The sequence below is a fragment of the Pseudomonas sp. MPC6 genome (assembly GCF_006094435.1).
In the GTDB taxonomy this organism is placed as follows: Bacteria; Pseudomonadota; Gammaproteobacteria; order Pseudomonadales; family Pseudomonadaceae; genus Aquipseudomonas.
The window spans coordinates 1,582,788-1,604,040 of the sequence record NZ_CP034783.1; the positions used below are offsets into that span (position 1 = coordinate 1,582,788).

Below are 21,253 nucleotides of genomic sequence, written 5' to 3' on the forward strand. Positions count from 1 at the left end.
ATGCTGGGTTAACTTAGCCACCTAACGATGCAAACGTTTGCTCCACCAAAGGCCCGATGCAGACGCTGCCGTCCGCATAAGAGAGCCCCATTAGCCTGAGTCGATCTGCGTGATGCCAACCGCCATCCCTCATGGCGGCAGATTGCTCGACCCCATAACCTCCATAACTATGCGGGCGTGCCCATGAACACCCTGATACTCAACGGTCAACCTTACAAAATGGACGTTCCTGACGAGATGCCGCTGCTCTGGGCCATTCGCGATGTGGCAGGCGGCCATCCGGGAACAAAGTTCGGCTGCGGAATGGGACTGTGCGGTGCCTGTACGATTCATATTGACGGTCAACCGGCTCGGGCGTGCATCACGCCTGTCAGTTCAGCGAACGGGCAAAACGTCACCACCATCGACGAATTGCATAACGACCCGGTTGGCAAAATCGTCCAGCAAGCCTGGCTCGACACCGCTGTGGCCCAGTGCGGTTATTGCCAGGGCGGGCAGATCATGTCCGCCACCGCCTTGCTCAAGACCAATCCAAATCCCAGCGACGCACAGATCGAAGAGGCGATGGTCGGCAACATTTGCCGTTGCGGCACTTACAACCGCATCAAGACCGCCATCCGTCAGGCATCCACTCACCTGAAGGAGGCCAAGGCATGAGCCGGTTACCCAATGACTTTGCCCTGAGCAACCTCAGTCGCCGTGGCTTTCTCAAAGGTGTCGGTGCGACCGGCGCATTGGTGCTGGTGGCCAGTTGGGGTTGGCAAGACGCTTTCGCCGAAGAAAAGCAGAAGAAATTCGGCGCCGACGGCATGCCCCACGGCTGGATCGATGATCCGAAGGTGTACATCAGCATCGCTGCTGACGGCACCGTGACCGTGGTCTGCAACCGCTCGGAAATGGGCCAGGGTGTGCGCACCAGCCTGACCATGGTGGTGGCCGATGAACTGGAAGCTGACTGGGCAATGATGAAAGTGCAACAGGCGCCTGGCGACGAAGTACGCTTCGGCAACCAGGACACCGACGGTTCGCGCAGCATGCGCCACTGGTACGAGCCGATGCGTCGCTGCGGTGCGGCCGCGCGGACCATGCTCGAACAGGCCGCCGCGCAGCAGTGGAAAGTGCCGGTCAGCGAGTGCCGGGCGCAATTGCATAAAGTGCTTCACCAGCCGACCGGTCGCGAACTGGGTTACGGCGCCCTGGCCGCGGCTGCCGGCGCGTTGGCGGTGCCGGCCCGTGACAGTCTGCGGCTCAAGCAACCGTCGGAATTTCGCTACATCGGCAAGGAAGGCAGCAGGGCGATCGACGGTGACGATATCGTCAACGGTCGCGCGGTCTACGGCGCCGACGTGTATTTCGAGGGCATGCTCTTCGCCACCATTGCCCGACCTGCGGTGTATGGCGGCAAGGTCAAATCCTTCGACGCCAGCGCGGCGATGAAAGTCCCCGGTGTGATCAAGGTCATTCAGATCGAAGATCGGCCGCTGCCGCTGGAGTTTCAACCGCTGGGCGGCGTGGCGGTGGTCGCCAGCAATACCTGGGCGGCGATCAAGGGCCGCGATGCGCTGAAAATCGAGTGGGATGACGGTCCTCATGCCAGTTACGACTCGATCGCCTACCGCAAGGAACTGGAGGCCGCGTCCCTCAAGTCCGGCAAAGTGGTGCGCAATACCGGCAACATCGAGGAGGCCATGGCCAGCGCCGACAGCACCCTGGAAGCGTCCTATTACTTGCCGCACCTGACACAGGCGCCAATGGAACCGATGGTCGCCATCGCGCGCTTCAAGGACGGCCTGTGTGAAGCCTGGGCACCGAGCCAGGCGCCGCAAGTCACCCGCGAGCGCATCGGCGAACGCCTGGGCATTCCATTCGATAACGTCACCATCAACGTGACGTTGTTGGGCGGCGGTTTTGGTCGCAAGTCCAAACCGGACTTCATCATCGAAGCGGCGATACTCGCCAGGGAATTCCCCGGTAAGGCGGTGCGGGTGCAATGGACCCGGGAAGACGACATCCATTGTTCCTATTTCCATACGGTGTCGGCCGAATACTTGAAGGCCAGCCTCAACAAGGACGGCCTGCCGTCCGCCTGGCTGCACCGCACAGTCGCGCCGAGTATCACTGCACTGTTCGCGCCGGGTATGAACCACGAAGCAGCCTTCGAGTTGGGCATGGGGTTCACCAACATGGCGTATGCGATTCCCAACGTGCGCCTGGAAAACCCCGAAGCGGCGATCCACACCCGGGTCGGCTGGTACCGTTCGGTGTCGAACATCCCCCACGGCTTTGCGATTCAGAGCTTTGTCGATGAGCTGGCGCACAAGGCCGGGCAAGACCCGCTCAAGTACCAGATCAAATTGCTCGGCCCGGACCGGCAGATCGATCCGCGCACACTGAGTGAAGAATGGAACTACGGCGAATCGCCCGAGCGTTATCCGATCGACACCGGGCGGATGCGCACGGTGCTGGAAACCGCGGCCAAAGCCGCCGGTTGGGGCCGTGAAATGCCCAAGGGCCGAGGCCTGGGCCTGGCGGTGCATTACAGCTTCGTCACCTACGTGGCCGCGGTGATCGAGGTCGAAGTCAAAGACGACGGCACCTTGATCGTGCACAAGGCGGACATTGCGGTGGATTGCGGGCCGCAGATCAACCCTGAACGGATTCGCGCGCAGTTCGAAGGCGCCTGCGTGATGGGCCTGGGCAATGCGGTGCTGGGCGAAATCAGCTTCAAGGACGGCAAGGTCCAGCAGGACAACTTCCACATGTACGAAGTGGCGCGCATGTCCCTGGCACCGAAGGACGTCGCGGTGCATCTGGTGACGCCGCCGGGCGATGTGCCGTTGGGCGGTGTCGGCGAGCCAGGTGTGCCGCCGATTGCGCCGGCGCTGTGCAATGCGATCTTTGCCGCTACCGGCAAACGCATCCGCGATCTGCCGGTGCGTTACCAGTTGCAGGGTTGGCAGAAGGCCGAGGCCTGATGGACAGCGTCGATCTGAATGTTTTGCGCAGTGTGCTGCAGTGGCGTCGCGCCGGCCAGCGGGTGGTGTTGTACAGCGTGGTCCAGACCTGGGGCACCGCGCCCCGGGCGCCTGGCGCCATGCTGGCCTTGCGTGAAGACGGGGTGGTCATCGGCTCGGTGTCCGGTGGCTGTGTCGAGGATGATCTGATTGCCCGGCTGCACGATGGGCGGATTCCGGCCAATGGGCCGCCGGTACAGCTGATCACCTATGGCGTCACCCGTGAGGAGGCCGCGCGATTCGGTTTGCCCTGCGGCGGCACGCTGCGCCTGACCGAGGAGCGTGTCGCTGATCCGGGCTGGGTGGCCGAGCTGCTGACACGTTGCGAGGCCCATGAAATCGTGGCGCGGGAGCTGGATATCGCGACCGGTGCAGTGGTTTTGCAACCGGCCAGCAAGACCGACGGGCTGACGTTTGACGGCAAGACCTTGCGCGCCATCTATGGTCCGCGTTGGCGGTTGTTGCTGATTGGCGCGGGGCAATTGTCCCGTTACGTCGCCGAGATGGCGCGGCTGCTGGATTTCGAAGTGCTGATCTGCGATCCACGCACCGAGTTCGTCTACGGCTGGGAGGAGCAGCACGGGCGCTTCGTCTCGGGAATGCCGGACGAAGCGGTGCTGAACATCCAGACCGACGAACGCACCGCCATCGTTGCCCTGACCCACGATCCGCGCCTGGACGACATGGCGTTGCTCACCGCCCTGGACTCCAGGGCCTTTTATGTCGGTGCACTGGGTTCCCGGGTCAACAGCCGCAAGCGCCGGGACAACCTGGTTCAGCTAGGCTTGTCGGATCAGGCCATCGAGCGGCTGCACGGCCCGATCGGTTTGCACATCGGCAGCCATAGCCCGGCGGAAATCGCCTTGTCGCTGCTGGCCGAAATTGTCGCGATCAAGAACGGTGTCGAGCTGAAGCAGATGAGGCCGTTGCAGGAGGACGTATGAGCGAACCCATCGGCGTCATCGTGTTGGCGGCAGGGCAGGGCAGCCGTTTCCGCGAGGTGGCGGGTGCCGGGAAGGACAAGTTGCTGGCCGATTGTGCCGGGCGCGATGGCGCTATTCATTCGGTGATCGAACAGGTGCTGGTGAATTTGCCGGCCAACCTTGAGAAGCGCGTCCTGGTGACGACCGTTGACCGCCCGCAAGTGATTCGCATGGCCCAGGCTTATGGTTGCGAGATTGTGCTGATCGAGTCGACCGGCATGGGCGATAGCATTGCGGCCGGGGTGGCGGCGTGTCCGCAGCTGGGTGGCTGGTTGATAGTGTTGGGCGACATGCCGTTTATCCTGGCGTCGAGTATTGAGCGGGTGGTGGCGGGGATTGCGGACGATTCGGTCAGTGTGCCGGTGCAGGACGGTGCGTATGGGCATCCGGTGGGGTTCGGGCGCACGTTTGGGCCGGGGTTGATGGCGTTATCGGGTGATCAAGGCGCCAAGCCGTTGTTTGCGCAAGCGCGTGTGGTTGAAGTCGCGGTGGATGATCCCGGGGTGTTGTGGGATGTGGATGTGCCTGAGGCGTTAGTCTTCGCCTGATAGACCGCTTTTGCTGCGGTGCGGCGATCCGACAAGCCAGCTCCTACAGGGGTTTGCGCCGTATGCAGGACATGTGAACGACACAATCCCCCGTAGGCGCTGGCGTGCCAGCGAAGAACGATAACGCGGTCCACCTGCTATACCACAGACATAAAAAAAGCCCCGCCTGGATCACCAGGCGGGGCTTTTTAGTGGCCGATGGAATCAGACGAGAGGTTTAGGCTCGTGCTCTTTTTCCAGGGCTTGCTCGCGTTGCTCTACCGCTTCCTGAACGGAGCGCGGCGCTTCGTCGATCGCGGAGTCAACCGGCTCGGCGGCGACTTCGGTAGCCGGGGCAGGAGCTGCCTCGACCACTTCAGCCACAACCGGTGCCGCAGCGGCCGCCAGTTCGGCTTCCTTCTGCAGACGCTCGGCTTCACGCTTGCGACGACGCACTTCACGTGGGTCGTTCGGCGCACGGCCGCTTGGCGTCAGGGCGCTGACAGGCGCCGCTTCGACTTCAGGTGCCGCCACTTCGGCGACAACCGATGCGGATTCGACTACCGGTGCAGCTTCGGCCACCGGTACAGCTTCGACTACCGCTGCAGGTTCGGCGGCGGCTACCACTGGCTCGGACACCATCGCTTCAGCTTCTGGCGCTTCGGTGGCAGTTGGCTCGGCAACCCAATTGAATGCGGTCTGCTCTTCGCGAACTTCACGAACGGTTTCGGTCACGGTTTCGGCGACTGTTTCAGCCGCCGGCTCTGCTACCACGGCTGGCGCTTCGGCGACGATTGCCGGCTCAGCCACAGCCACAGCTTCAACTTCAGGCTGGGTTTCAGGCGTCGGCGCGACTTCGATTTCCGGGGACGCAGTGACTTCGACCGGCGTGGTCGCTTCAACGGCCGGCGCTTCCACTGGAGCCGTGTCCAGGTTGGCGGCAGTGGCGCGTTCGGCTTGCTCGTTGGCCTGGGCCTCGGCTGGCGCGCTGATCACGCTGCTGGCAACGGCTGCGGTAACCGCCAGGCCGGCGGCCAGATCGGCAGCGCTTGGTGCTTCGCGGGTTTCGCTGGCTTCGCCGTCGGCGGACTCGGACTCATCCGACCCTTCGATCACGTTGCCATTGGCATCGCGTTGACGCTCGCGGCGGTTGCTGCGACGACGCTGGCCACGGGAGCGGCGGCGTGGACGATCGCCTTCGGCGCCTTCCTGACCGTCTTCCTGCAGTTGCTCTTCGTTGCCGGTCAGCTCTTCTTCGGCAACGGCTGCAGCCGCTTGCTCGGCACGTGGTTGACGTTCTTCACGCGGTGGGCGTGGAGCACGTTCTTCGCGTGGCTGGCGGGCAGGACGTTCTTCGGCGGTAGCGGCGGTAGCGGTAGCGGCAGCGGCGGCCGGAGCTGGAGCTGGAGCCGGAGCGATGGCATCCAGCGGCTCACGCAGTTCACGAACCCGCTCTTCACGGTCGCCACGGGGCTTGCGATCTTCGCGAGGCGCACGCGGTGCGCGTTCTTCACGAGGCGCGCGTGGTGCGCGTTCTTCGCGAGCAACTACTGGTGTGGTGGTCTCTTCGCGGGCTTCGCGTGGCTGACGCTCTTCGCGTGGCTCACGTGGAGCGCGTTCTTCACGCGGTGCGCGTTCCTCGCGCGGTTTGCGTTCTTCGTCGCGGCGACCGTTACGGTTGCGGCTTTGCTGACGACCGTTGCGACGCTCTTCGTTGCGGGCCGGACGCTCGGTGGTCGCTGGTTTTTCAACCACAACCGGGGCGGCTGGCTCTTGCTTGGTCGCGAACAGGCTGACCAGCGACTTCACCAGGCCTTTGAACAGGCTGGGCTCTGGCGCGGCGACCGGTGGGGCAACGGGGGCGGCAGCGACGACTTCGACAGGAACCGGAGCGTTGGCGCGGGCCGGTGCAGTCTTCACCGCGGCTTCCTGGCGGACCAGGGTGCGGGTCGCGGCGGCTGGCTGGACTTCTTCGACTTCGGCAGCGGCAGCAGCGATCTCGTAGCTGGACTGGCCGACCGCGGCTTCCGGGCTGTCATCGCGCAGACGCTGAACTTCGAAGTGCGGCGTTTCGAGGTGATCGTTCGGCAGAATGACGATGCGGGCACGGGTGCGCAGTTCGATCTTGGTGATCGAGTTGCGTTTCTCGTTGAGCAGGAACGCAGCGACCGGAATCGGCACCTGGGCGCGGACTTCGGCAGTGCGGTCTTTCAGGGCTTCTTCTTCGATCAGGCGCAGGATCGCCAGCGACAGCGATTCGACGTCACGGATGATGCCGGTGCCGTTGCAACGCGGGCAAACGATGCCGCTGCTTTCGCCCAGGGATGGACGCAGGCGCTGACGGGACATTTCCAGCAGGCCGAAGCGCGAGATACGGCCGACTTGTACACGAGCGCGGTCGGCTTCGAGGCATTCGCGGACTTTCTCTTCCACGGCGCGCTGATTCTTGGCCGGGGTCATGTCGATGAAGTCGATGACGATCAGGCCGCCGATGTCACGCAAGCGCAACTGACGGGCGATTTCTTCGGCGGCTTCAAGGTTGGTCTGCAGCGCGGTTTCTTCGATGTCGCTGCCTTTGGTGGCGCGCGCCGAGTTGATGTCGATGGACACCAGGGCTTCGGTCGGATCGATCACGATGGAGCCGCCGGAAGGCAGTTCGACGACGCGCTGGAAGGCGGTCTCGATCTGGCTTTCGATCTGGAAGCGGTTGAACAGCGGCACGCTGTCTTCGTACAGCTTGATCTTGCTGGCGTACTGCGGCATCACCTGGCGAATGAAGGTCAGGGCTTCGTCCTGGGCTTCAACGCTGTCGATCAGCACTTCGCCGATGTCCTGGCGCAGGTAATCGCGGATCGCGCGGATGATCACGTTGCTTTCCTGGTAGATCAGGAACGGCGCGGAGCGATCCAGCGAAGCTTCTTTGATAGCGGTCCACAGTTGCAGCAGGTAATCGAGGTCCCACTGCATTTCTTCGCTGCTGCGGCCCAGGCCGGCAGTGCGCACGATCAGACCCATGTCGGCCGGGGCAACCAGGCCGTTCAGGGCTTCACGCAGTTCGTTGCGCTCTTCACCTTCGATGCGACGGGAGATACCGCCCGCACGCGGGTTGTTCGGCATCAGCACCAGGTAACGACCGGCCAGGCTGATGAAGGTGGTCAGGGCGGCGCCCTTGTTGCCACGTTCTTCTTTTTCGACCTGAACGATGACTTCCTGGCCTTCGCTCAGGACGTCCTTGATGTTGACGCGGCCTTCGGGGGCTTTCTTGAAATATTCGCGGGAGATTTCTTTGAGGGGCAGGAAGCCATGGCGCTCAGAGCCGAAATCGACAAAGGCAGCCTCGAGGCTTGGTTCGATGCGAGTAATCCGGCCTTTATAGATGTTGGCCTTTTTCTGCTCGCGTGCACCGGATTCGATGTCCAGGTCGTAGAGGCGCTGGCCATCTACCAGTGCAACACGCAACTCTTCGGGTTGGGTTGCGTTAATCAGCATTCTTTTCATGTAGTACCGTCGGTTTCCGGGCTGCCGGAAACGGCGTTCGGCACACACGACTTCTCACGGTCGGTGTCAGGTGCGTCGGGAATGGTTGGCCATTCCCGTGTCCAGCGAAGTCCGGCCAATGTGGGCCTTCATCGCGACGTACGCGTCCTGCTTGCTGTGGCTACTTAAGCACTCAGTCAGGAGGAGGAATCAACCGGCGGCTGTGGACGAGATGAAGCGTCTTGATAAAGCCTAATGCTACACAGTCCAGCGGTTGTGCATCTCCACCCTACACGTATCCCTGATAATTCGGGTGCTGCCGCGCGCAGAATCCGCAGCGGGTTGGCATTTACCGTGAGCTCCGAAGGGGGAGGTCACGCATCATGGCTAATTTAGGCGTTGTTTCCGAAGCGTTCGCTCGGGGTTGTTCGTAGCTGACTGCACTTTGTGAACTGGCCGTGAATATTTGCTCGCAAGGCGAGTGAAAACTCTGCTTTGCGGCATGATTCAGGCCTCATGTCACCTGCGCTTGTTACAACTGCAAACTCTACCGTTACGTAGCGAAAGCCCCGTAGGACGGCCTCTCGTCCTCGTGAATTGCGATGGTCAGGGCCGGTTTTTGACCGTTGGTCCGCTGTCCAGGCCACTTTTGGCGGCGTTCGCGACTATAGCAGCAATGATTAAGTGCTTCAATTCCATAAAAAATTGTTATCATCGCGGGATGACGACTACTGCCCCTTCGACCCCAGCGGTACAACTGCTGGAGGTCTCGCCGGAATATGCCGGCCAACGTATTGACAATTTCCTTCTCGCTCGGCTCAAAGGCGTGCCCAAGACCTTGATTTACCGCATTTTGCGCAAGGGCGAAGTGCGGGTGAACAAGGGTCGGATCAAGCCCGAATACAAGCTGCAGGCGGGCGATATCGTGCGCGTGCCGCCCGTTCGCGTGCCTGAGCGCGACGAACCCGTGCCTCTGGCCCAGGGCCTGCTGCAGCGGCTCGAAGCGTCGATTGTCTTCGAGGACAAGGCGCTGATCGTGATCAACAAGCCTTGCGGCATTGCGGTTCACGGTGGCAGCGGCTTGACTTACGGAGTGATCGAAGCCTTCCGTCAGTTGCGTCCCGATTGCAAGGAGCTCGAGCTGGTTCACCGTCTCGACCGTGACACCTCCGGCCTGTTGATGATCGCCAAGAAGCGCAGCATGTTGCGCCACTTGCACGCGGCCTTGCGCGGCGATGGAGTCGACAAGCGCTACATGGCGCTGGTTCGCGGTAACTGGGCGGCCTCGATCAAGCAAGTCCGGGCGTCGCTGGGCAAGAGCAATCTGCGCTCCGGCGAGCGCATGGTCGAGGTCGACGAGGAGGAGGGCAAGGAGTCGGTGACCGTGTTCAAGGTCCTGCGCCGCTTCGGCGACTTTGCCACCCTGGTCGAAGCCAAGCCGATCACCGGCCGTACCCACCAGATTCGGGTTCACACCTTGCACGCCGGGCATTGCATCGCCGGCGATACCAAGTACGGCGACGAGGGCTTCAGCAAAGAGATTCGTGACCTGGGCGGCAAGCGCCTGTTCCTGCACGCCTACATGCTGACCGTGCCGCTGCCTGACGGTGGCGAACTGAAATTGCAGGCGCCCGTCGACGAGATGTGGGCCAAGACCGTGGAGCGCTTGAGTGCACCCATCTGATTACAAACTGCTGATTTTCGACTGGGATGGCACACTGGCCGATTCCATTGGTCGGATTGTCGAGGCAATGCACGTGGCATCCGAGCGATCCGGGTTTGAGTTGCGCGATGATTTTGCCGTCAAGGGCATCATCGGCCTGGGCTTGCCGGAGGCGATTCGTACGCTGTATCCAGACATTAGTGACGATGAGCTGGTCGCCTTCCGTCAGCACTATGCCGATCACTACATTGCCTCCGAAGCCGTGCCCTCGCCATTGTTCGAGGGTGTGGTCGAGTCGATGGCAGCGTTTCGCGCCGACGGGTATCGCCTGGCGGTTGCCACCGGCAAGGCCCGGCGCGGGCTGGATCGGGTGCTGAAGTCGCACGGCTGGGAAGATTATTTCGACATCACCCGGGCCGCCGATGAAACGGCGAGCAAGCCCCATCCTCTGATGCTGGAGCAGATCGTTGCGCATTGCGGGGTCCGTCCGGAGCAGGCGTTGATGGTCGGCGATTCGTCCTTCGACCTGCAGATGGCGCGCAACGCCGGGATGGACTCGGTGGCCGTCAGTTATGGCGCGCAATCGATCGAGGCGCTGAAACTGTTCGAACCGCGCCTGGCGATTGACCGTTTTTCAGAATTGCAGGCCTGGCTGAGCCAGGCTTAAACCGTTTTTGCTGGGGTACATGGCATGACCGACGAATGGAAGGCGCCCGCCAAGGCGAGCGCAGAGAGCGGTGACGAGAAAAGCTGGAAGCTGCTGGAAAAGACCCTGCTGGCCAGCGTGCAGGAACAGCGCCGGTCCCGTCGCTGGGGGATCTTCTTCAAGCTGCTGACCTTTGTGTACCTGATTGGCGCGCTGGTCCTGTTCACACCGCTGATGGACATGGAAAAAGCCGCGACCCGCAGTGGCACCTACACTGCGCTGATCGACGTGACCGGGGTGATTGCCGACAAGGAGCCCGCCAGCGCTGACAACATCGTCGGCAGCCTGCGTGCCGCCTTCGAGGATGAAAAGGTCAAGGGCGTCATCCTGCGCATCAACAGTCCGGGCGGCAGTCCGGTGCAGTCGGGTTACGTCTATGACGAGATCCGCCGCTTGCGCGGTCTGCACCCGGATACCAAAGTTTACGCGGTGATCTCCGACCTGGGCGCTTCCGGCGCCTACTACATCGCCAGCGCGGCCGATCAGATCTATGCCGACAAGGCGAGCCTGGTGGGTTCCATCGGTGTGACGGCGGCCGGTTACGGCTTTGTCGGGACCATGGAAAAGCTGGGCGTCGAACGGCGCACCTACACCTCGGGCGAGCACAAGTCGTTCCTCGATCCGTTCCAGCCGCAGAAGCCTGAAGAAACGCAGTTCTGGCAGGGCGTGCTCGACACCACTCATCAGCAGTTCATTGCCAGCGTCAAGAAAGGGCGTGGCGAGCGCCTCAAGGACAAGGAGCATCCGGAGCTGTTTTCCGGCCTGGTCTGGTCGGGCGAACAGGCACTGCCGCTGGGGCTGATCGATGGCCTGGGAAATGCCAGTTCCGTGGCGCGCGATGTGATTGGCGAGAAGGAGCTGGTGGACTTCACTGTCCAGGAATCGCCGTTCGATCGCTTCTCGAAGAAACTCGGCGCCAGTGTGGCTGAGCATCTGGCGATGTGGATGGGGTTTCAGGGGCCGACGCTGCGCTGATTTTTTGTTGTCTGGTTGGGGCCCTGTCATGAGGGTCTTGCACCGATTAACTGTTGGAGCTGGCTTGCCAGCGAAGGCGGTGGGTCAGTCGATGCATTTATCGCCTGAACGGACGCTTTCGCTGGCAAGCCAGCTCCTGCAGGGGGGTGTTTCAGGGGATCTGCACACCTTCGGCCAGCAGCATATCGATCAGGCGAATCAGCGGCAGGCCGATCAGGCTGGTGGCGTCAGGGCCTTCGGTGCTTTGAAACAGACTCACCCCCAGTCCTTCGGCCTTGAAGCTGCCAGCGCAGTCGTAGGGCTGCTCAGCATGCAGGTAGCGTTCGATGCGCGCGATGTCGAGTGTGCGCATATGGACGGTGAACGGCACGCAATCGACCTGGCAGGCGCCCGTCTGGCTGTTCAGCAATGCCAGGCCGGTCAGGAAGGTGACGCTGGCACCGCTTGCGGCTAAAAGCTGTTCCCGGGCCTTGTCGAACGTATGGGGTTTGCCGATGATCCGCTCGCCCAATACCGCGACCTGGTCGGAACCGATGATCAGATGAGCGGGGTGGCTATCGGCCAGTGCGCGCGCCTTGGCCTCGGCGAGGCGCTTGACCAGCTCGATGGCGGATTCCTGCAGGCGATGGCTCTCGTCGATATCCGGCGAGCTGCAGGTAAACGGCAGCTGCAGGCGGGCCAGCAACTCTCGGCGATAAACCGAGCTTGAAGCGAGTAATAAAGGCAGCATGCGCAACTCCAAAGGGGAGGTGCGAATTCTAGCGAGGTGACCAAGTGACGGACAGGGCTGAATTTCCTTTGACATGCCCGGGGGCATCCCTATAATGCTGCGCCTATGTTGAATGACCCGATTCCACCTCACGTTGACCCGCGCAAATTGGCTGACCGTGGCACCACCCTTCAAGGTGAACTGCTGCTGGCCGATTTGGAGAGACTCTGCGACCCGCTTTCCGACACTGTCGGTACGGTGCAGGCTAAATTCGTTTTTGAGCGAGATGAACGTAAGTCTGTGGTCATCCACAGCTTTATCGACACCGAAGTCAAAATGGTTTGCCAGCGTTGTCTTGAGCTGGTCACCCTGCCGATCCACAGCGAATGCAGTTATGTTGTGGTGAAAGAGGGTGCGAATACCCAGTCGTTGCCGAAAGGTTATGACGTGCTGGAACTGGGCGAAGATCCATTGGATCTGCAGTCACTGATCGAGGAGGAGCTTCTGCTCGCCTTGCCCATTGTGCCTGCTCATCATCCGGAAGAATGCCAGCAGCCGGCGGGTCTCGATGAGCCCGAACCGAGCGAGGACGAGGTAACGCGGTCCAACCCGTTCAGTGTATTGGCGCAGTTAAAGCGTGACCCAAACGTTTAGGAGTTAATCAATTATGGCTGTTCAGCAGAACAAAAAATCCCGCTCTGCCCGTGACATGCGTCGTTCGCACGACGCCCTGACGGCAAGCACTCTGTCTGTAGAAAAAACCACCGGTGAAATTCACCTGCGTCACCACGTATCGCCAGAAGGCGTATACCGTGGCCGTAAAGTGATCGACAAGGGCGCTGACGAGTAATCACTTGTCTGCTCAAGTCATCGCGATTGACGCAATGGGCGGGGACTTCGGTCCCCGCAGCATTGTTCAGGCCAGCCTTGCTTGTCTGAATGCCACGCCCTCGTTGCACCTGACCCTTGTCGGTCAACCCTCACTCCTTGAAGAATTGATCGCCAGCCAGTCGGCTGTGGATCGCGCGCGCCTGTCGATTGCACCCGCGAGCGAAGTCATCACCATGGACGAAAAGCCGGCCCAGGCCTTGCGCGGCAAGCCCGATTCGTCGATGCGCGTGGCGCTGGAGCTGTTGCGCGACGGCAAGGTCCAGGCCTGCGTCAGTGCCGGCAACACCGGCGCGCTGATGGCGTTGTCGCGATTTGTCCTCAAGACGCTGCCGGGTATCGACCGGCCGGCCATGGTCGCGGCGATTCCGACGCAGAAGGGTTACTGCCAATTGCTCGATCTCGGCGCCAACGTCGATTGCAGCGCCGAGCATCTGTTGCAGTTTGCGGTGATGGGGTCGGTCGCGGCAGAAACCCTGGGTATCGTTCGTCCTCGGGTGGCGCTGCTGAACATCGGCACCGAAGACATCAAGGGCAATCAGCAGGTCAAGCTGGCGGCGACCTTGTTGCAGAGGGCCCGTGGCATCAACTACATCGGTTTCGTCGAAGGTGACGGTCTGTACCGCGGCGAGGCGGATGTGGTGGTGTGTGACGGTTTTGTCGGCAATATCCTGCTCAAGTCCAGCGAAGGCCTGGCGACCATGATTGCCGGGCGCATCGAAGCCCTGTTCAGAAAAAACTTTGCATCAAAAATAATCGGCGCAATGGCGCTGCCGCTGATGAAGCGGCTGCAAGCCGACCTGGCGCCTGCGCGGCATAATGGCGCAAGCTTCCTCGGGCTGCAGGGGATCGTCGTGAAAAGCCACGGCTCGGCCGGGGTTCAGGGCTTTCAGAGTGCCATTGCCCGGGCGTTGATCGAGATCCAGGAAAACCTGCCGGAACGGATCCACGGTCGTCTGGAGGATTTGTTGCTTTAGGCATTTTTGGCGGACAATGCTTAAATGTGACCGCTCAGTTCAATTGGCCATCCAATTGGCAGTTTTCTTGCGTCCCGGGGTGGGACGTCAATTCTTCGGCGACAAGATCATTAGGGGCTTGTTACATGTCTGCTTCCCTCGCATTCGTCTTTCCGGGACAGGGTTCGCAGTCCCTCGGCATGCTGGCCGAGTTGGGCGCGCAACATCCGCTTGTCCTCGACACTTTCAAAGAAGCTTCCGATGCTCTGGGTTACGACCTGTGGGCACTGACCCAGCAGGGGCCGGAAGAACAACTCAATCAAACGGATAAAACCCAGCCGGCCATTCTGACCGCCTCGATCGCCTTGTGGCGTCTGTGGCTGGCAGAAGGCGGCGCACAGCCGGCTTATGTCGCCGGCCACAGCCTGGGCGAATACAGCGCCCTGGTGGCGGCAGGCAGCCTGAGCCTTGGCGATGCGGTGAAGCTCGTCGAGCGCCGCGGCCAACTGATGCAGGAAGCCGTTCCAGCGGGGCAGGGCGGCATGGCCGCGATCCTCGGCCTGGAAGACGCCGACGTGCTGGCGGCCTGTGCCGAAGCGGCGCAAGGCGAAGTGGTCAGCGCCGTCAACTTCAATTCCCCGGGCCAGGTGGTCATCGCCGGTGCCAAGGCGGCGGTCGAGCGCGCCATCGAAGGCTGCAAGGCCCGTGGCGCCAAGCGCGCCATGCCATTGCCGGTCAGCGTGCCGTCGCACTGCGAGCTGATGCGTCCGGCCGCCGAGCGTTTCGCCGAATCGATCGCGGCGATCGACTGGCAGGTCCCACAGATTCCAGTGGTACAAAACGTCAGCGCCAACGTGCCGGCGGATCTGGATACCCTCAAGCGCGATCTGCTTGAGCAGCTCTACAAGCCCGTACGCTGGGTCGAATCGGTCCAGGCGCTGGCTGCCAGGGGCGCGACCCAACTGGTCGAATGCGGTCCCGGCAAAGTGCTGGCCGGCCTGAACAAGCGCTGCGCCGAAGGCGTGTCGACATCCAACCTCAATACCCCAGATGCTTTCGCTGCCGCCCGTGCAGCGTTGGCCTGAATCAGGAGAAGCTTGCATGAGTCTGCAAGGTAAAGTTGCACTGGTCACCGGTGCGAGCCGCGGTATCGGCCAGGCTATCGCCCTGGAGCTGGGTCGTCAGGGCGCCATCGTTGTCGGCACCGCGACCTCCGCGTCGGGGGCCGAGCGCATTGCCGCTACCCTGAAGGAAAACGGTATCCAGGGTACTGGCCTGGAACTCAATGTCACCAGCGATGAATCCGTCGCTGCTGTCCTGGCAAGCATTCAGGAACAGTTCGGTGCGCCGGCGATCCTGGTCAACAATGCCGGTATCACCCGCGATAATCTGATGATGCGGATGAAAGATGACGAATGGCATGACGTCGTCGATACCAACCTGAACAGTCTGTTCCGCCTGTCCAAGGGCGTTTTGCGCGGCATGACCAAGGCCCGTTGGGGACGAATTATCAGTATTGGTTCGGTTGTGGGTGCCATGGGCAACGCAGGCCAAGTAAACTACGCTGCGGCCAAGGCCGGTCTGGAAGGTTTCAGCCGTGCACTGGCGCGTGAAGTCGGCTCGCGTTCGATTACGGTAAACTCGGTGGCCCCAGGGTTCATCGACACCGATATGACCCGCGAACTGCCCGAGGCGCAGCGTGAAGCCTTGCAGACGCAGATTCCGCTGGGCCGTCTGGGACAAGCTCAAGAGATCGCGTCTGTGGTCGCTTTTCTTGCATCCGACGGTGCGGCTTACGTGACTGGGGCTACAATCCCGGTGAACGGCGGGATGTACATGAGTTAAATGTGACGGATAGCTTCAAAAAAATGTCATACGAGCTGTCTAAAATCCGTTATAAAGCTGCAATCTATTTATAGGCAGAGGGCCACCGGGTTTGAGGAGTGAAGCTTTCAGTTGAAAAACTGAAAAGTCTTTCTATACACTTACCCACTGGCCAGCTGCCTGAATTTGTCCATTAGGAGTGAAAACAAGGTATGAGCACCATCGAAGAGCGCGTCAAGAAAATCGTTGCCGAGCAACTGGGCGTTAAAGAAGAAGAAGTGGTAAACACTGCTTCCTTCGTTGAAGACCTGGGTGCTGACTCCCTTGACACCGTTGAGCTGGTGATGGCTCTGGAAGAGGAATTCGAGACCGAAATCCCTGACGAAGAAGCCGAGAAGATCACTACTGTACAAGCTGCAATCGACTACGTTACCAGCCACCAGGCGTAACAGTTTGTAATCGTTGCTTGCTGTCATGGAAAAACCGCACTGCCATCACGGCGTGCGGTTTTTTCTTTAGGCCTGAGGCAAAGTCGTCATTTGAAAAAAGGAGAGTGCTGTGTCGCGTAGACGCGTCGTAGTCACCGGTATGGGTATGTTGTCGCCACTGGGCACGGATGTGCCGAGCAGTTGGCAGGGCATTCTGGCTGGCCGCAGTGGCATTGGTCTGATCGAACACACCGACCTTTCTGCCTATTCCACCCGTTTTGGCGGCTCGGTAAAGGGCTTCAATGTCGAGGAATACCTGTCGGTCAAGGAAGCTCGCAAGCTTGACCTGTTCATTCAGTACGGTCTGGCCGCAGGTTTTCAGGCTGTTCGCAACGCCGGTCTGGAAGTCACCGACGCCAACCGCGAGCGTATCGGCGTGGCCATGGGCTCGGGTATTGGCGGTCTGACCAATATCGAAGAAACCAGCCGCACCCTGCATGAATCCGGCCCGCGACGGATTTCTCCGTTTTTCGTGCCTGGCTCGATCATCAATATGATTTCCGGGTTCCTGTCGATCCACCTGGGTGCACAGGGGCCCAACTACGCCATCGCCACGGCGTGTACCACCGGTACACACTGCATCGGCATGGCGGCACGCAACATCATGTACGACGAAGCCGACGTGATGATTGCCGGCGGCGCCGAGATGGCGGCCTGCGGTCTGGGCATGGGCGGCTTCGGTGCCTCCCGTGCACTGTCGACCCGCAACGACGAGCCGACCCGCGCCAGCCGTCCATGGGACAAGGGCCGTGATGGCTTTGTGTTGTCCGATGGCGCCGGTGCGCTGGTGCTCGAAGAGCTGGAGCACGCCAAGGCCCGCGGCGCGACGATCTACGCCGAGCTGATCGGCTTTGGCACCAGTGGCGATGCCTACCACATGACTTCGCCTCCGGCCGATGGCGCGGGTGCTGCACGTTGCATCACCAATGCGCTGCGCGATGCCAGGATCAATGGCGATCAGGTCCAGTACATCAACGCCCATGGCACCTCGACGTCGGCGGGCGACCTTGCCGAAGCCTGTGCAATCAAGTCGGTGTTCGGTGATCACGCCTACAAGCTGGCGGTCAGTTCGACCAAGTCCATGACCGGTCACCTGCTGGGTGCGGCGGGCGCGGTTGAAGCGATCTTCAGCGTGCTGGCGATCAACAGCCAGGTAGCGCCGCCGACCATCAACCTCGATGAGCCGGACGAAGGCTGCGATCTCGATTTCGTGCCACACACCGCACGCAATATGGAGATCGATGTAGTGCTGTCCAACTCCTTCGGGTTTGGCGGCACCAACGGCTCGCTGGTGTTCCGCCGGTTTGCCGACTGATGGACAGCTGGGTCGACGGTCAGCCGGCTGACGCACTGTCGCTGAAGGATCGCGGCCTGGCTTACGGCGATGGTCTGTTCGAGACCATTGCCGTGCACCATGGCGCTCCGGTACTGCTGGACCGGCACCTGGTGCGATTGGTCAAGGGTTGCCAGCGCCTGGCGATCAACCTCGACCACAGTGCGCTGCGCACCGAGTTATCGAGCTATGCCCAAGCGCTGGGTGAAGGCGTGCTCAAGCTGATCGTCACACGTGGCGATGGCCTGCGCGGTTATGCACCGGATCCTTCGGCGCCGGCACGGCGCATTCTGCAAGGCAGTCCTCCCGCCGCGTATCCCGTGGCGAATGCGGAGCAGGGCGTGCGTCTGTTCCCCTGCTCGACACGCCTGTCCAGGCAGCCCCTGCTCGCCGGGCTCAAGCATCTCAATCGCCTGGAACAAGTCATTGCCCGCTCCGAATGGCAAGACTCCGAGCACGCGGAAGGTCTGATGCTCGATCAAGGCGGTCGCGTGATCGAAGGTGTGTTCAGCAACCTGTTCCTGGTGCGCGACGGGGTATTGATCACCGCTGATCTCAAGCGCTGTGGCGTGGCCGGCGTGATGCGGGCGGAATTATTGTTTCAAGCCGAGTCATTGGGCATCCCCACGCAAATCACCGACATCACCCTCGATCAGCTGCAATGGGCCGATGAAGTCTTTGTCTGCAACAGTGTGTATGGTATTTGGCCGGTGTGCGCCTACGCAGCACTGAGCTGGCCGGTTGGCCCGCTCACCCGTAAACTCCAAACCATTGCCCGCCTGCTACTGGATGCTTGATTCGTGAGACGTAAATTGTTGCTGCTGCTGGAAACCGGATTGGTTCTGGCGGGGCTGTGCCTGGGTGCTTCTGCCTGGAAAATCCATTCGGCGCTGCAACAACCGCTGAATATCACCCAGGAAGAACTGCTGGAGGTGCCCAAGGGCACCACGCCGACCCGCACCCTCTATCGGCTCGAAGCCGATGGCGTGATCAAGGATGCTTTCTGGCTGCGCGTTTACTGGCGCTTCAATCTCGCCCGGCAACCCTTGCACAAGGGCGAATACCGCATGCAGCCCGGCATGACAGTCGAAGGGCTGATCGACCTGTGGAAGCGCGGGGAAATCGTTCAGTACAGCCTGACCCTGGTCGAAGGCTGGAATTTCCACCAGGTCCGCGCGGCCTTGGCCAAAGAAGAAAAACTCGAACAGACCCTCGAGGGTCTGAGCGATAGCCAGGTCATGGAGAAACTGGGGCACGACGGGATTTTTCCGGAAGGCCGATTCTTCCCCGACACCTACCGCTACGTGCGTGGCATGACCGACGCCGAGCTGCTGAAGAAAGCTTACGACCGCCTCGACGAAGTCCTCGCCAAGGAATGGGGGCAGCGCTCAGCCGACGTGCCGTACACCGAACCCTACCAGGCGCTGATCATGGCTTCGCTGGTGGAAAAGGAAACCGGCGTGCCCCAGGAGCGCGGGCAGATCGCCGGCGTGTTTGTGCGGCGCATGGAAATGGGCATGCTGTTGCAGACCGATCCGACCGTGATCTACGGCCTCGGTGATCGTTACAACGGCAAATTGACCCGTGCCCACCTCAGGGAACCGACCCCTTACAACACCTATATGATTTCCGGCCTGCCGCCGACCCCGATCGCGATGGTCGGCCGCGAAGCGATCCATGCGGCGCTCAACCCGGTGGCGGGCAATAGCCTCTATTTCGTGGCCCGGGGTGACGGCAGTCACGTGTTCTCCGATGATCTGGACGCCCATAACAACGCGGTGCGCGAGTTCCAGATCAAGCGCCGCGCCGACTACCGCTCCAGCCCGGCACGTGCGAGCGCGCCGGAAGCGCTGGACGAGCAGATGCCGATTCCGGCCGCTTCGCCCGACATGGCCCCTGAGGCGTTGGAGCCAGTGTCGCCGCAAGCGCCTGCTCAGGTGACATCACCCGAATCACCTGCGCCTGTCGATGAACCGCCACAGGAGCCGTCATCAGCGCCGACGCAACAACCCGCTGAAGAACCCGCTGCCGCGCCCGATGCGAGCGCGCCGCACAGCCCGCAATGACTTTGACTAAGGACTGCCTGTGACTGGCTTGTTTATTACTCTGGAAGGGCCGGAAGGCGCCGGCAAGAGCACCAATCGCGACTACCTGGCCGAGCGCCTGCGCGCCGCCGGTATCGAGGTGGTGCTGACCCGCGAGCCGGGTGGTACGCCGTTGGCCGAACGGATCCGCGAGGTGCTGCTGGCGCCCGTCGACGAAGTCATGAACCCCGACACCGAATTGCTGTTGGTGTTCGCCGCGCGAGCCCAGCATCTGGCCGAGGTGATTCGCCCGGCGCTGGCCCGCGGCGCCGTGGTCCTGTGTGATCGCTTTACCGATTCGACCTACGCCTATCAGGGTGGCGGCCGCGGCTTGTCGCTGGAGCGCATCGCCGCCCTGGAAACCTTTGTCCAGGGCGACTTGCGCCCGGACCTGACGCTGATTTTCGACCTGCCCGTTGAAGTGGGCCTAGCCCGCGCCAGTGCCCGCGGTCGCCTGGACCGCTTCGAACTCGAAGGCCGGACATTTTTCGATGCGGTGCGCAGTGCCTTTCTCAAGCGAGCCGAAGCGGACCCGGCGCGGTATGTCCTGGTCGATGCCGCCCAGCCGCTGACGCAGGTCCAGCGGGCGCTGGATACCTTGCTCCCGCGTCTGCTGGAGTTGGCCCGTGGCTGAAGCCTACCCGTGGCAGGACAGCCTTTGGCAGCAGTTGGCCGGGCGCAAGCAGCATGCTCACGCCTATCTGCTGCATGGCCCGGCCGGGATCGGCAAGCGCGCGCTGGCCGAGCGCTTGATGGCCAGTTTGCTGTGCCAGCGGCCGACCGCGCAGGACGCTTGCGGCGAATGCAAATCCTGCCTGTTGCTCAAGGCCGGCAGCCACCCCGACAACTACATCCTGGAACCGGAAGAAGCCGACAAGGCGATCAAGGTCGATCAGGTTCGCGAACTGGTCAGCTTCGTGGTCCAGACCGCGCAGATGGGTGGGCGCAAGGTGGTGCTGATCGAGCCGGCCGAGTCGATGAACGTCAACGCCGCCAATGCCTTGCTCAAAAGTCTTGAAGAGCCGTCCGGTGATACCGTGTTGCTGCTGGTCAGCCACCAGTCCAGTCGATTGTTGCCGACCATCAAGAGTCGCTGCCAGCAGCAAGCGTGTCCGCTGCCCAGTGAGGCGATGAGCCAGGCGTGGCTGGCGAAGGCCCTGCCGGACTGTTCGCCAGAGGAACGCGTCGAGTTGCTGACACTCGCCGCCGGGTCGCCATTGGCCGCGGTCAAGTTGCAGGCCCGGGGCGTACGCGAACAGCGGGCGCTGGTGGTCGACGGGGTGAAAAAACTGCTCAAGCAGCAGCAGTCGCCGACCCAACTGGCCGAAGAATGGAAAACCATACCGCAGTTGCTGTTGTTCGACTGGTTCTGCGACTGGTCGAGCCTGATCCTGCGCTATCAGTTGACCCAGGATGAAGAAGGCCTCGGCCTGACGGACATGCGCAAGGTCATTCAATACCTGGCGCAGAAAACCGCGCAGGACAAAGTGCTCGCCATTCAGGACTGGATTCTCGCCCAGCGGCAGAAAGTGATGAACAAAGCCAACCTGAATCCGGCGCTGTTGCTGGAGGCGCTGTTGGTGCAATGGGCGTCCTTGCCTGGCCAGAAGTGACCGTTCGCGCATA

20 protein-coding genes are annotated in these 21,253 nt (G+C 61.6%); 18 read left to right on the top strand and 2 right to left on the bottom strand.

Translation table 11 applies throughout. From position 1 onward, the window contains the following. Positions 1 to 183: 183 nt before the first annotated feature. From ELQ88_RS09405 to ELQ88_RS09420, 4 genes are read left to right on the top strand one after another with little or no spacing between them, the layout of a single operon-like run. A complete protein-coding gene (locus ELQ88_RS09405; protein ID WP_138964722.1) occupies positions 184 to 657 on the top strand; it encodes a (2Fe-2S)-binding protein in 474 nt (157 codons plus the stop codon). Next, a complete protein-coding gene (locus ELQ88_RS09410) occupies positions 654 to 2,975 on the top strand; it encodes a xanthine dehydrogenase family protein molybdopterin-binding subunit (RefSeq protein WP_138964724.1) in 2,322 nt (773 codons plus the stop codon). Before ELQ88_RS09405 ends, ELQ88_RS09410 begins: the two co-directional genes overlap by 4 nt. Further along, positions 2,975 to 3,958 carry an XdhC family protein gene (locus ELQ88_RS09415; protein ID WP_128872158.1) on the top strand — a complete coding sequence of 328 codons (984 nt, stop codon included), beginning with the start codon at positions 2,975 to 2,977 and terminating at the stop codon, positions 3,956 to 3,958. Before ELQ88_RS09410 ends, ELQ88_RS09415 begins: the two co-directional genes overlap by 1 nt. After that, positions 3,955 to 4,545 (top strand): nucleotidyltransferase family protein, encoded by a 591-nt coding sequence (locus ELQ88_RS09420; protein ID WP_138964726.1) that lies wholly within the window; start codon positions 3,955 to 3,957, stop codon positions 4,543 to 4,545. Before ELQ88_RS09415 ends, ELQ88_RS09420 begins: the two co-directional genes overlap by 4 nt. A gap of 204 nt (positions 4,546 to 4,749) precedes the next feature. Here the strand turns inward: ELQ88_RS09420 and rne are convergent, their stop codons facing one another. Next, the gene (rne, locus tag ELQ88_RS09425; protein WP_138964728.1) at positions 4,750 to 8,022 is read right to left on the bottom strand and encodes a ribonuclease E; all 3,273 of its coding nucleotides are present in this window, start codon (positions 8,020 to 8,022) and stop codon (positions 4,750 to 4,752) included. Between the two features lie 700 nt (positions 8,023 to 8,722). Here rne and rluC point away from each other — a divergent pair. Genes rluC through sppA form a run of 3 tightly spaced genes read left to right on the top strand, consistent with a single transcriptional unit; the run spans position 8,723 to position 11,345 of the window. Then, positions 8,723 to 9,685 (top strand): 23S rRNA pseudouridine(955/2504/2580) synthase RluC, encoded by a 963-nt coding sequence (gene rluC, locus ELQ88_RS09435; protein WP_128872161.1) that lies wholly within the window; start codon positions 8,723 to 8,725, stop codon positions 9,683 to 9,685. Further along, complete coding sequence (locus ELQ88_RS09440) at positions 9,672 to 10,331, top strand: HAD-IA family hydrolase (protein ID WP_138964730.1); 660 nt, start codon at positions 9,672 to 9,674, stop codon at positions 10,329 to 10,331. Before rluC ends, ELQ88_RS09440 begins: the two co-directional genes overlap by 14 nt. A 24-nt stretch (positions 10,332 to 10,355) precedes the next feature. Continuing rightward, positions 10,356 to 11,345 (top strand): signal peptide peptidase SppA, encoded by a 990-nt coding sequence (gene sppA / locus ELQ88_RS09445; protein WP_138964732.1) that lies wholly within the window; start codon positions 10,356 to 10,358, stop codon positions 11,343 to 11,345. A gap of 151 nt (positions 11,346 to 11,496) precedes the next feature. On the opposite strand, the gene ELQ88_RS09450 is transcribed toward sppA, so the two are convergent. Beyond that, positions 11,497 to 12,075, bottom strand: a complete 579-nt coding sequence (locus ELQ88_RS09450; RefSeq protein WP_128872164.1) for a nucleoside triphosphate pyrophosphatase — start codon at positions 12,073 to 12,075, stop codon at positions 11,497 to 11,499. Between the two features lie 105 nt (positions 12,076 to 12,180). Between ELQ88_RS09450 and ELQ88_RS09455 the strand changes: the two genes are divergently transcribed. The 11 genes from ELQ88_RS09455 (at position 12,181) to ELQ88_RS09505 (ending at position 21,240) form a co-directional block, all read left to right on the top strand. After that, on the top strand, positions 12,181 to 12,708 hold the full coding sequence (locus ELQ88_RS09455; protein WP_138964734.1) for a YceD family protein: 528 nt from the start codon (positions 12,181 to 12,183) through the stop codon (positions 12,706 to 12,708). 13 nt (positions 12,709 to 12,721) lie between these two features. Next, entirely contained in the window at positions 12,722 to 12,904 is a 183-nt protein-coding gene (rpmF, locus tag ELQ88_RS09460) for a 50S ribosomal protein L32 (RefSeq protein ID WP_008152339.1), read from the top strand. Positions 12,905 to 12,908: 4 nt separating this feature from the next. Next, the gene (plsX, locus tag ELQ88_RS09465; protein ID WP_128872166.1) at positions 12,909 to 13,919 is read left to right on the top strand and encodes a phosphate acyltransferase PlsX; all 1,011 of its coding nucleotides are present in this window, start codon (positions 12,909 to 12,911) and stop codon (positions 13,917 to 13,919) included. Positions 13,920 to 14,044: 125 nt separating this feature from the next. Next, positions 14,045 to 14,983, top strand: a complete 939-nt coding sequence (fabD, locus tag ELQ88_RS09470) for an ACP S-malonyltransferase (protein ID WP_128872167.1) — start codon at positions 14,045 to 14,047, stop codon at positions 14,981 to 14,983. Positions 14,984 to 14,999: 16 nt separating this feature from the next. Then, on the top strand, positions 15,000 to 15,743 hold the full coding sequence (fabG, locus tag ELQ88_RS09475) for a 3-oxoacyl-ACP reductase FabG (RefSeq protein ID WP_007942004.1): 744 nt from the start codon (positions 15,000 to 15,002) through the stop codon (positions 15,741 to 15,743). 191 nt (positions 15,744 to 15,934) lie between these two features. Continuing rightward, on the top strand, positions 15,935 to 16,171 hold the full coding sequence (acpP, locus tag ELQ88_RS09480) for an acyl carrier protein (RefSeq protein WP_003175607.1): 237 nt from the start codon (positions 15,935 to 15,937) through the stop codon (positions 16,169 to 16,171). Between the two features lie 109 nt (positions 16,172 to 16,280). Further along, complete coding sequence (gene fabF / locus ELQ88_RS09485) at positions 16,281 to 17,525, top strand: beta-ketoacyl-ACP synthase II (RefSeq protein WP_128872168.1); 1,245 nt, start codon at positions 16,281 to 16,283, stop codon at positions 17,523 to 17,525. Beyond that, complete coding sequence (pabC, locus tag ELQ88_RS09490) at positions 17,525 to 18,340, top strand: aminodeoxychorismate lyase (protein ID WP_138964736.1); 816 nt, start codon at positions 17,525 to 17,527, stop codon at positions 18,338 to 18,340. Before fabF ends, pabC begins: the two co-directional genes overlap by 1 nt. Positions 18,341 to 18,343: 3 nt before the next feature. Further along, a complete protein-coding gene (gene mltG / locus ELQ88_RS09495; RefSeq protein ID WP_138964738.1) occupies positions 18,344 to 19,609 on the top strand; it encodes an endolytic transglycosylase MltG in 1,266 nt (421 codons plus the stop codon). 19 nt (positions 19,610 to 19,628) lie between these two features. Beyond that, a complete protein-coding gene (gene tmk / locus ELQ88_RS09500; RefSeq protein ID WP_128872171.1) occupies positions 19,629 to 20,261 on the top strand; it encodes a dTMP kinase in 633 nt (210 codons plus the stop codon). Then, complete coding sequence (locus tag ELQ88_RS09505) at positions 20,254 to 21,240, top strand: DNA polymerase III subunit delta' (protein ID WP_128872172.1); 987 nt, start codon at positions 20,254 to 20,256, stop codon at positions 21,238 to 21,240. The genes tmk and ELQ88_RS09505 overlap by 8 nt, the downstream gene beginning before the upstream one ends. Positions 21,241 to 21,253: the final 13 nt, after the last annotated feature.

Bases quoted from the DNA above. Each gene is read 5' to 3' on its own strand.
- ELQ88_RS09405 (WP_138964722.1), top strand. From the start codon at position 184: ATGAACACCCTGATACTCAACGGTCAACCTTACAAAATGGACGTTCCT.
- ELQ88_RS09410 (WP_138964724.1), top strand. From the start codon at position 654: ATGAGCCGGTTACCCAATGACTTTGCCCTGAGCAACCTCAGTCGCCGT.
- ELQ88_RS09415 (WP_128872158.1), top strand. From the start codon at position 2,975: ATGGACAGCGTCGATCTGAATGTTTTGCGCAGTGTGCTGCAGTGGCGT.
- ELQ88_RS09420 (WP_138964726.1), top strand. From the start codon at position 3,955: ATGAGCGAACCCATCGGCGTCATCGTGTTGGCGGCAGGGCAGGGCAGC.
- rne (WP_138964728.1), bottom strand. From the start codon at position 8,022: ATGAAAAGAATGCTGATTAACGCAACCCAACCCGAAGAGTTGCGTGTT.
- rluC (WP_128872161.1), top strand. From the start codon at position 8,723: ATGACGACTACTGCCCCTTCGACCCCAGCGGTACAACTGCTGGAGGTC.
- sppA (WP_138964732.1), top strand. From the start codon at position 10,356: ATGACCGACGAATGGAAGGCGCCCGCCAAGGCGAGCGCAGAGAGCGGT.
- ELQ88_RS09450 (WP_128872164.1), bottom strand. From the start codon at position 12,075: ATGCTGCCTTTATTACTCGCTTCAAGCTCGGTTTATCGCCGAGAGTTG.
- ELQ88_RS09455 (WP_138964734.1), top strand. From the start codon at position 12,181: ATGTTGAATGACCCGATTCCACCTCACGTTGACCCGCGCAAATTGGCT.
- rpmF (WP_008152339.1), top strand. From the start codon at position 12,722: ATGGCTGTTCAGCAGAACAAAAAATCCCGCTCTGCCCGTGACATGCGT.
- fabD (WP_128872167.1), top strand. From the start codon at position 14,045: ATGTCTGCTTCCCTCGCATTCGTCTTTCCGGGACAGGGTTCGCAGTCC.
- fabG (WP_007942004.1), top strand. From the start codon at position 15,000: ATGAGTCTGCAAGGTAAAGTTGCACTGGTCACCGGTGCGAGCCGCGGT.
- acpP (WP_003175607.1), top strand. From the start codon at position 15,935: ATGAGCACCATCGAAGAGCGCGTCAAGAAAATCGTTGCCGAGCAACTG.
- pabC (WP_138964736.1), top strand. From the start codon at position 17,525: ATGGACAGCTGGGTCGACGGTCAGCCGGCTGACGCACTGTCGCTGAAG.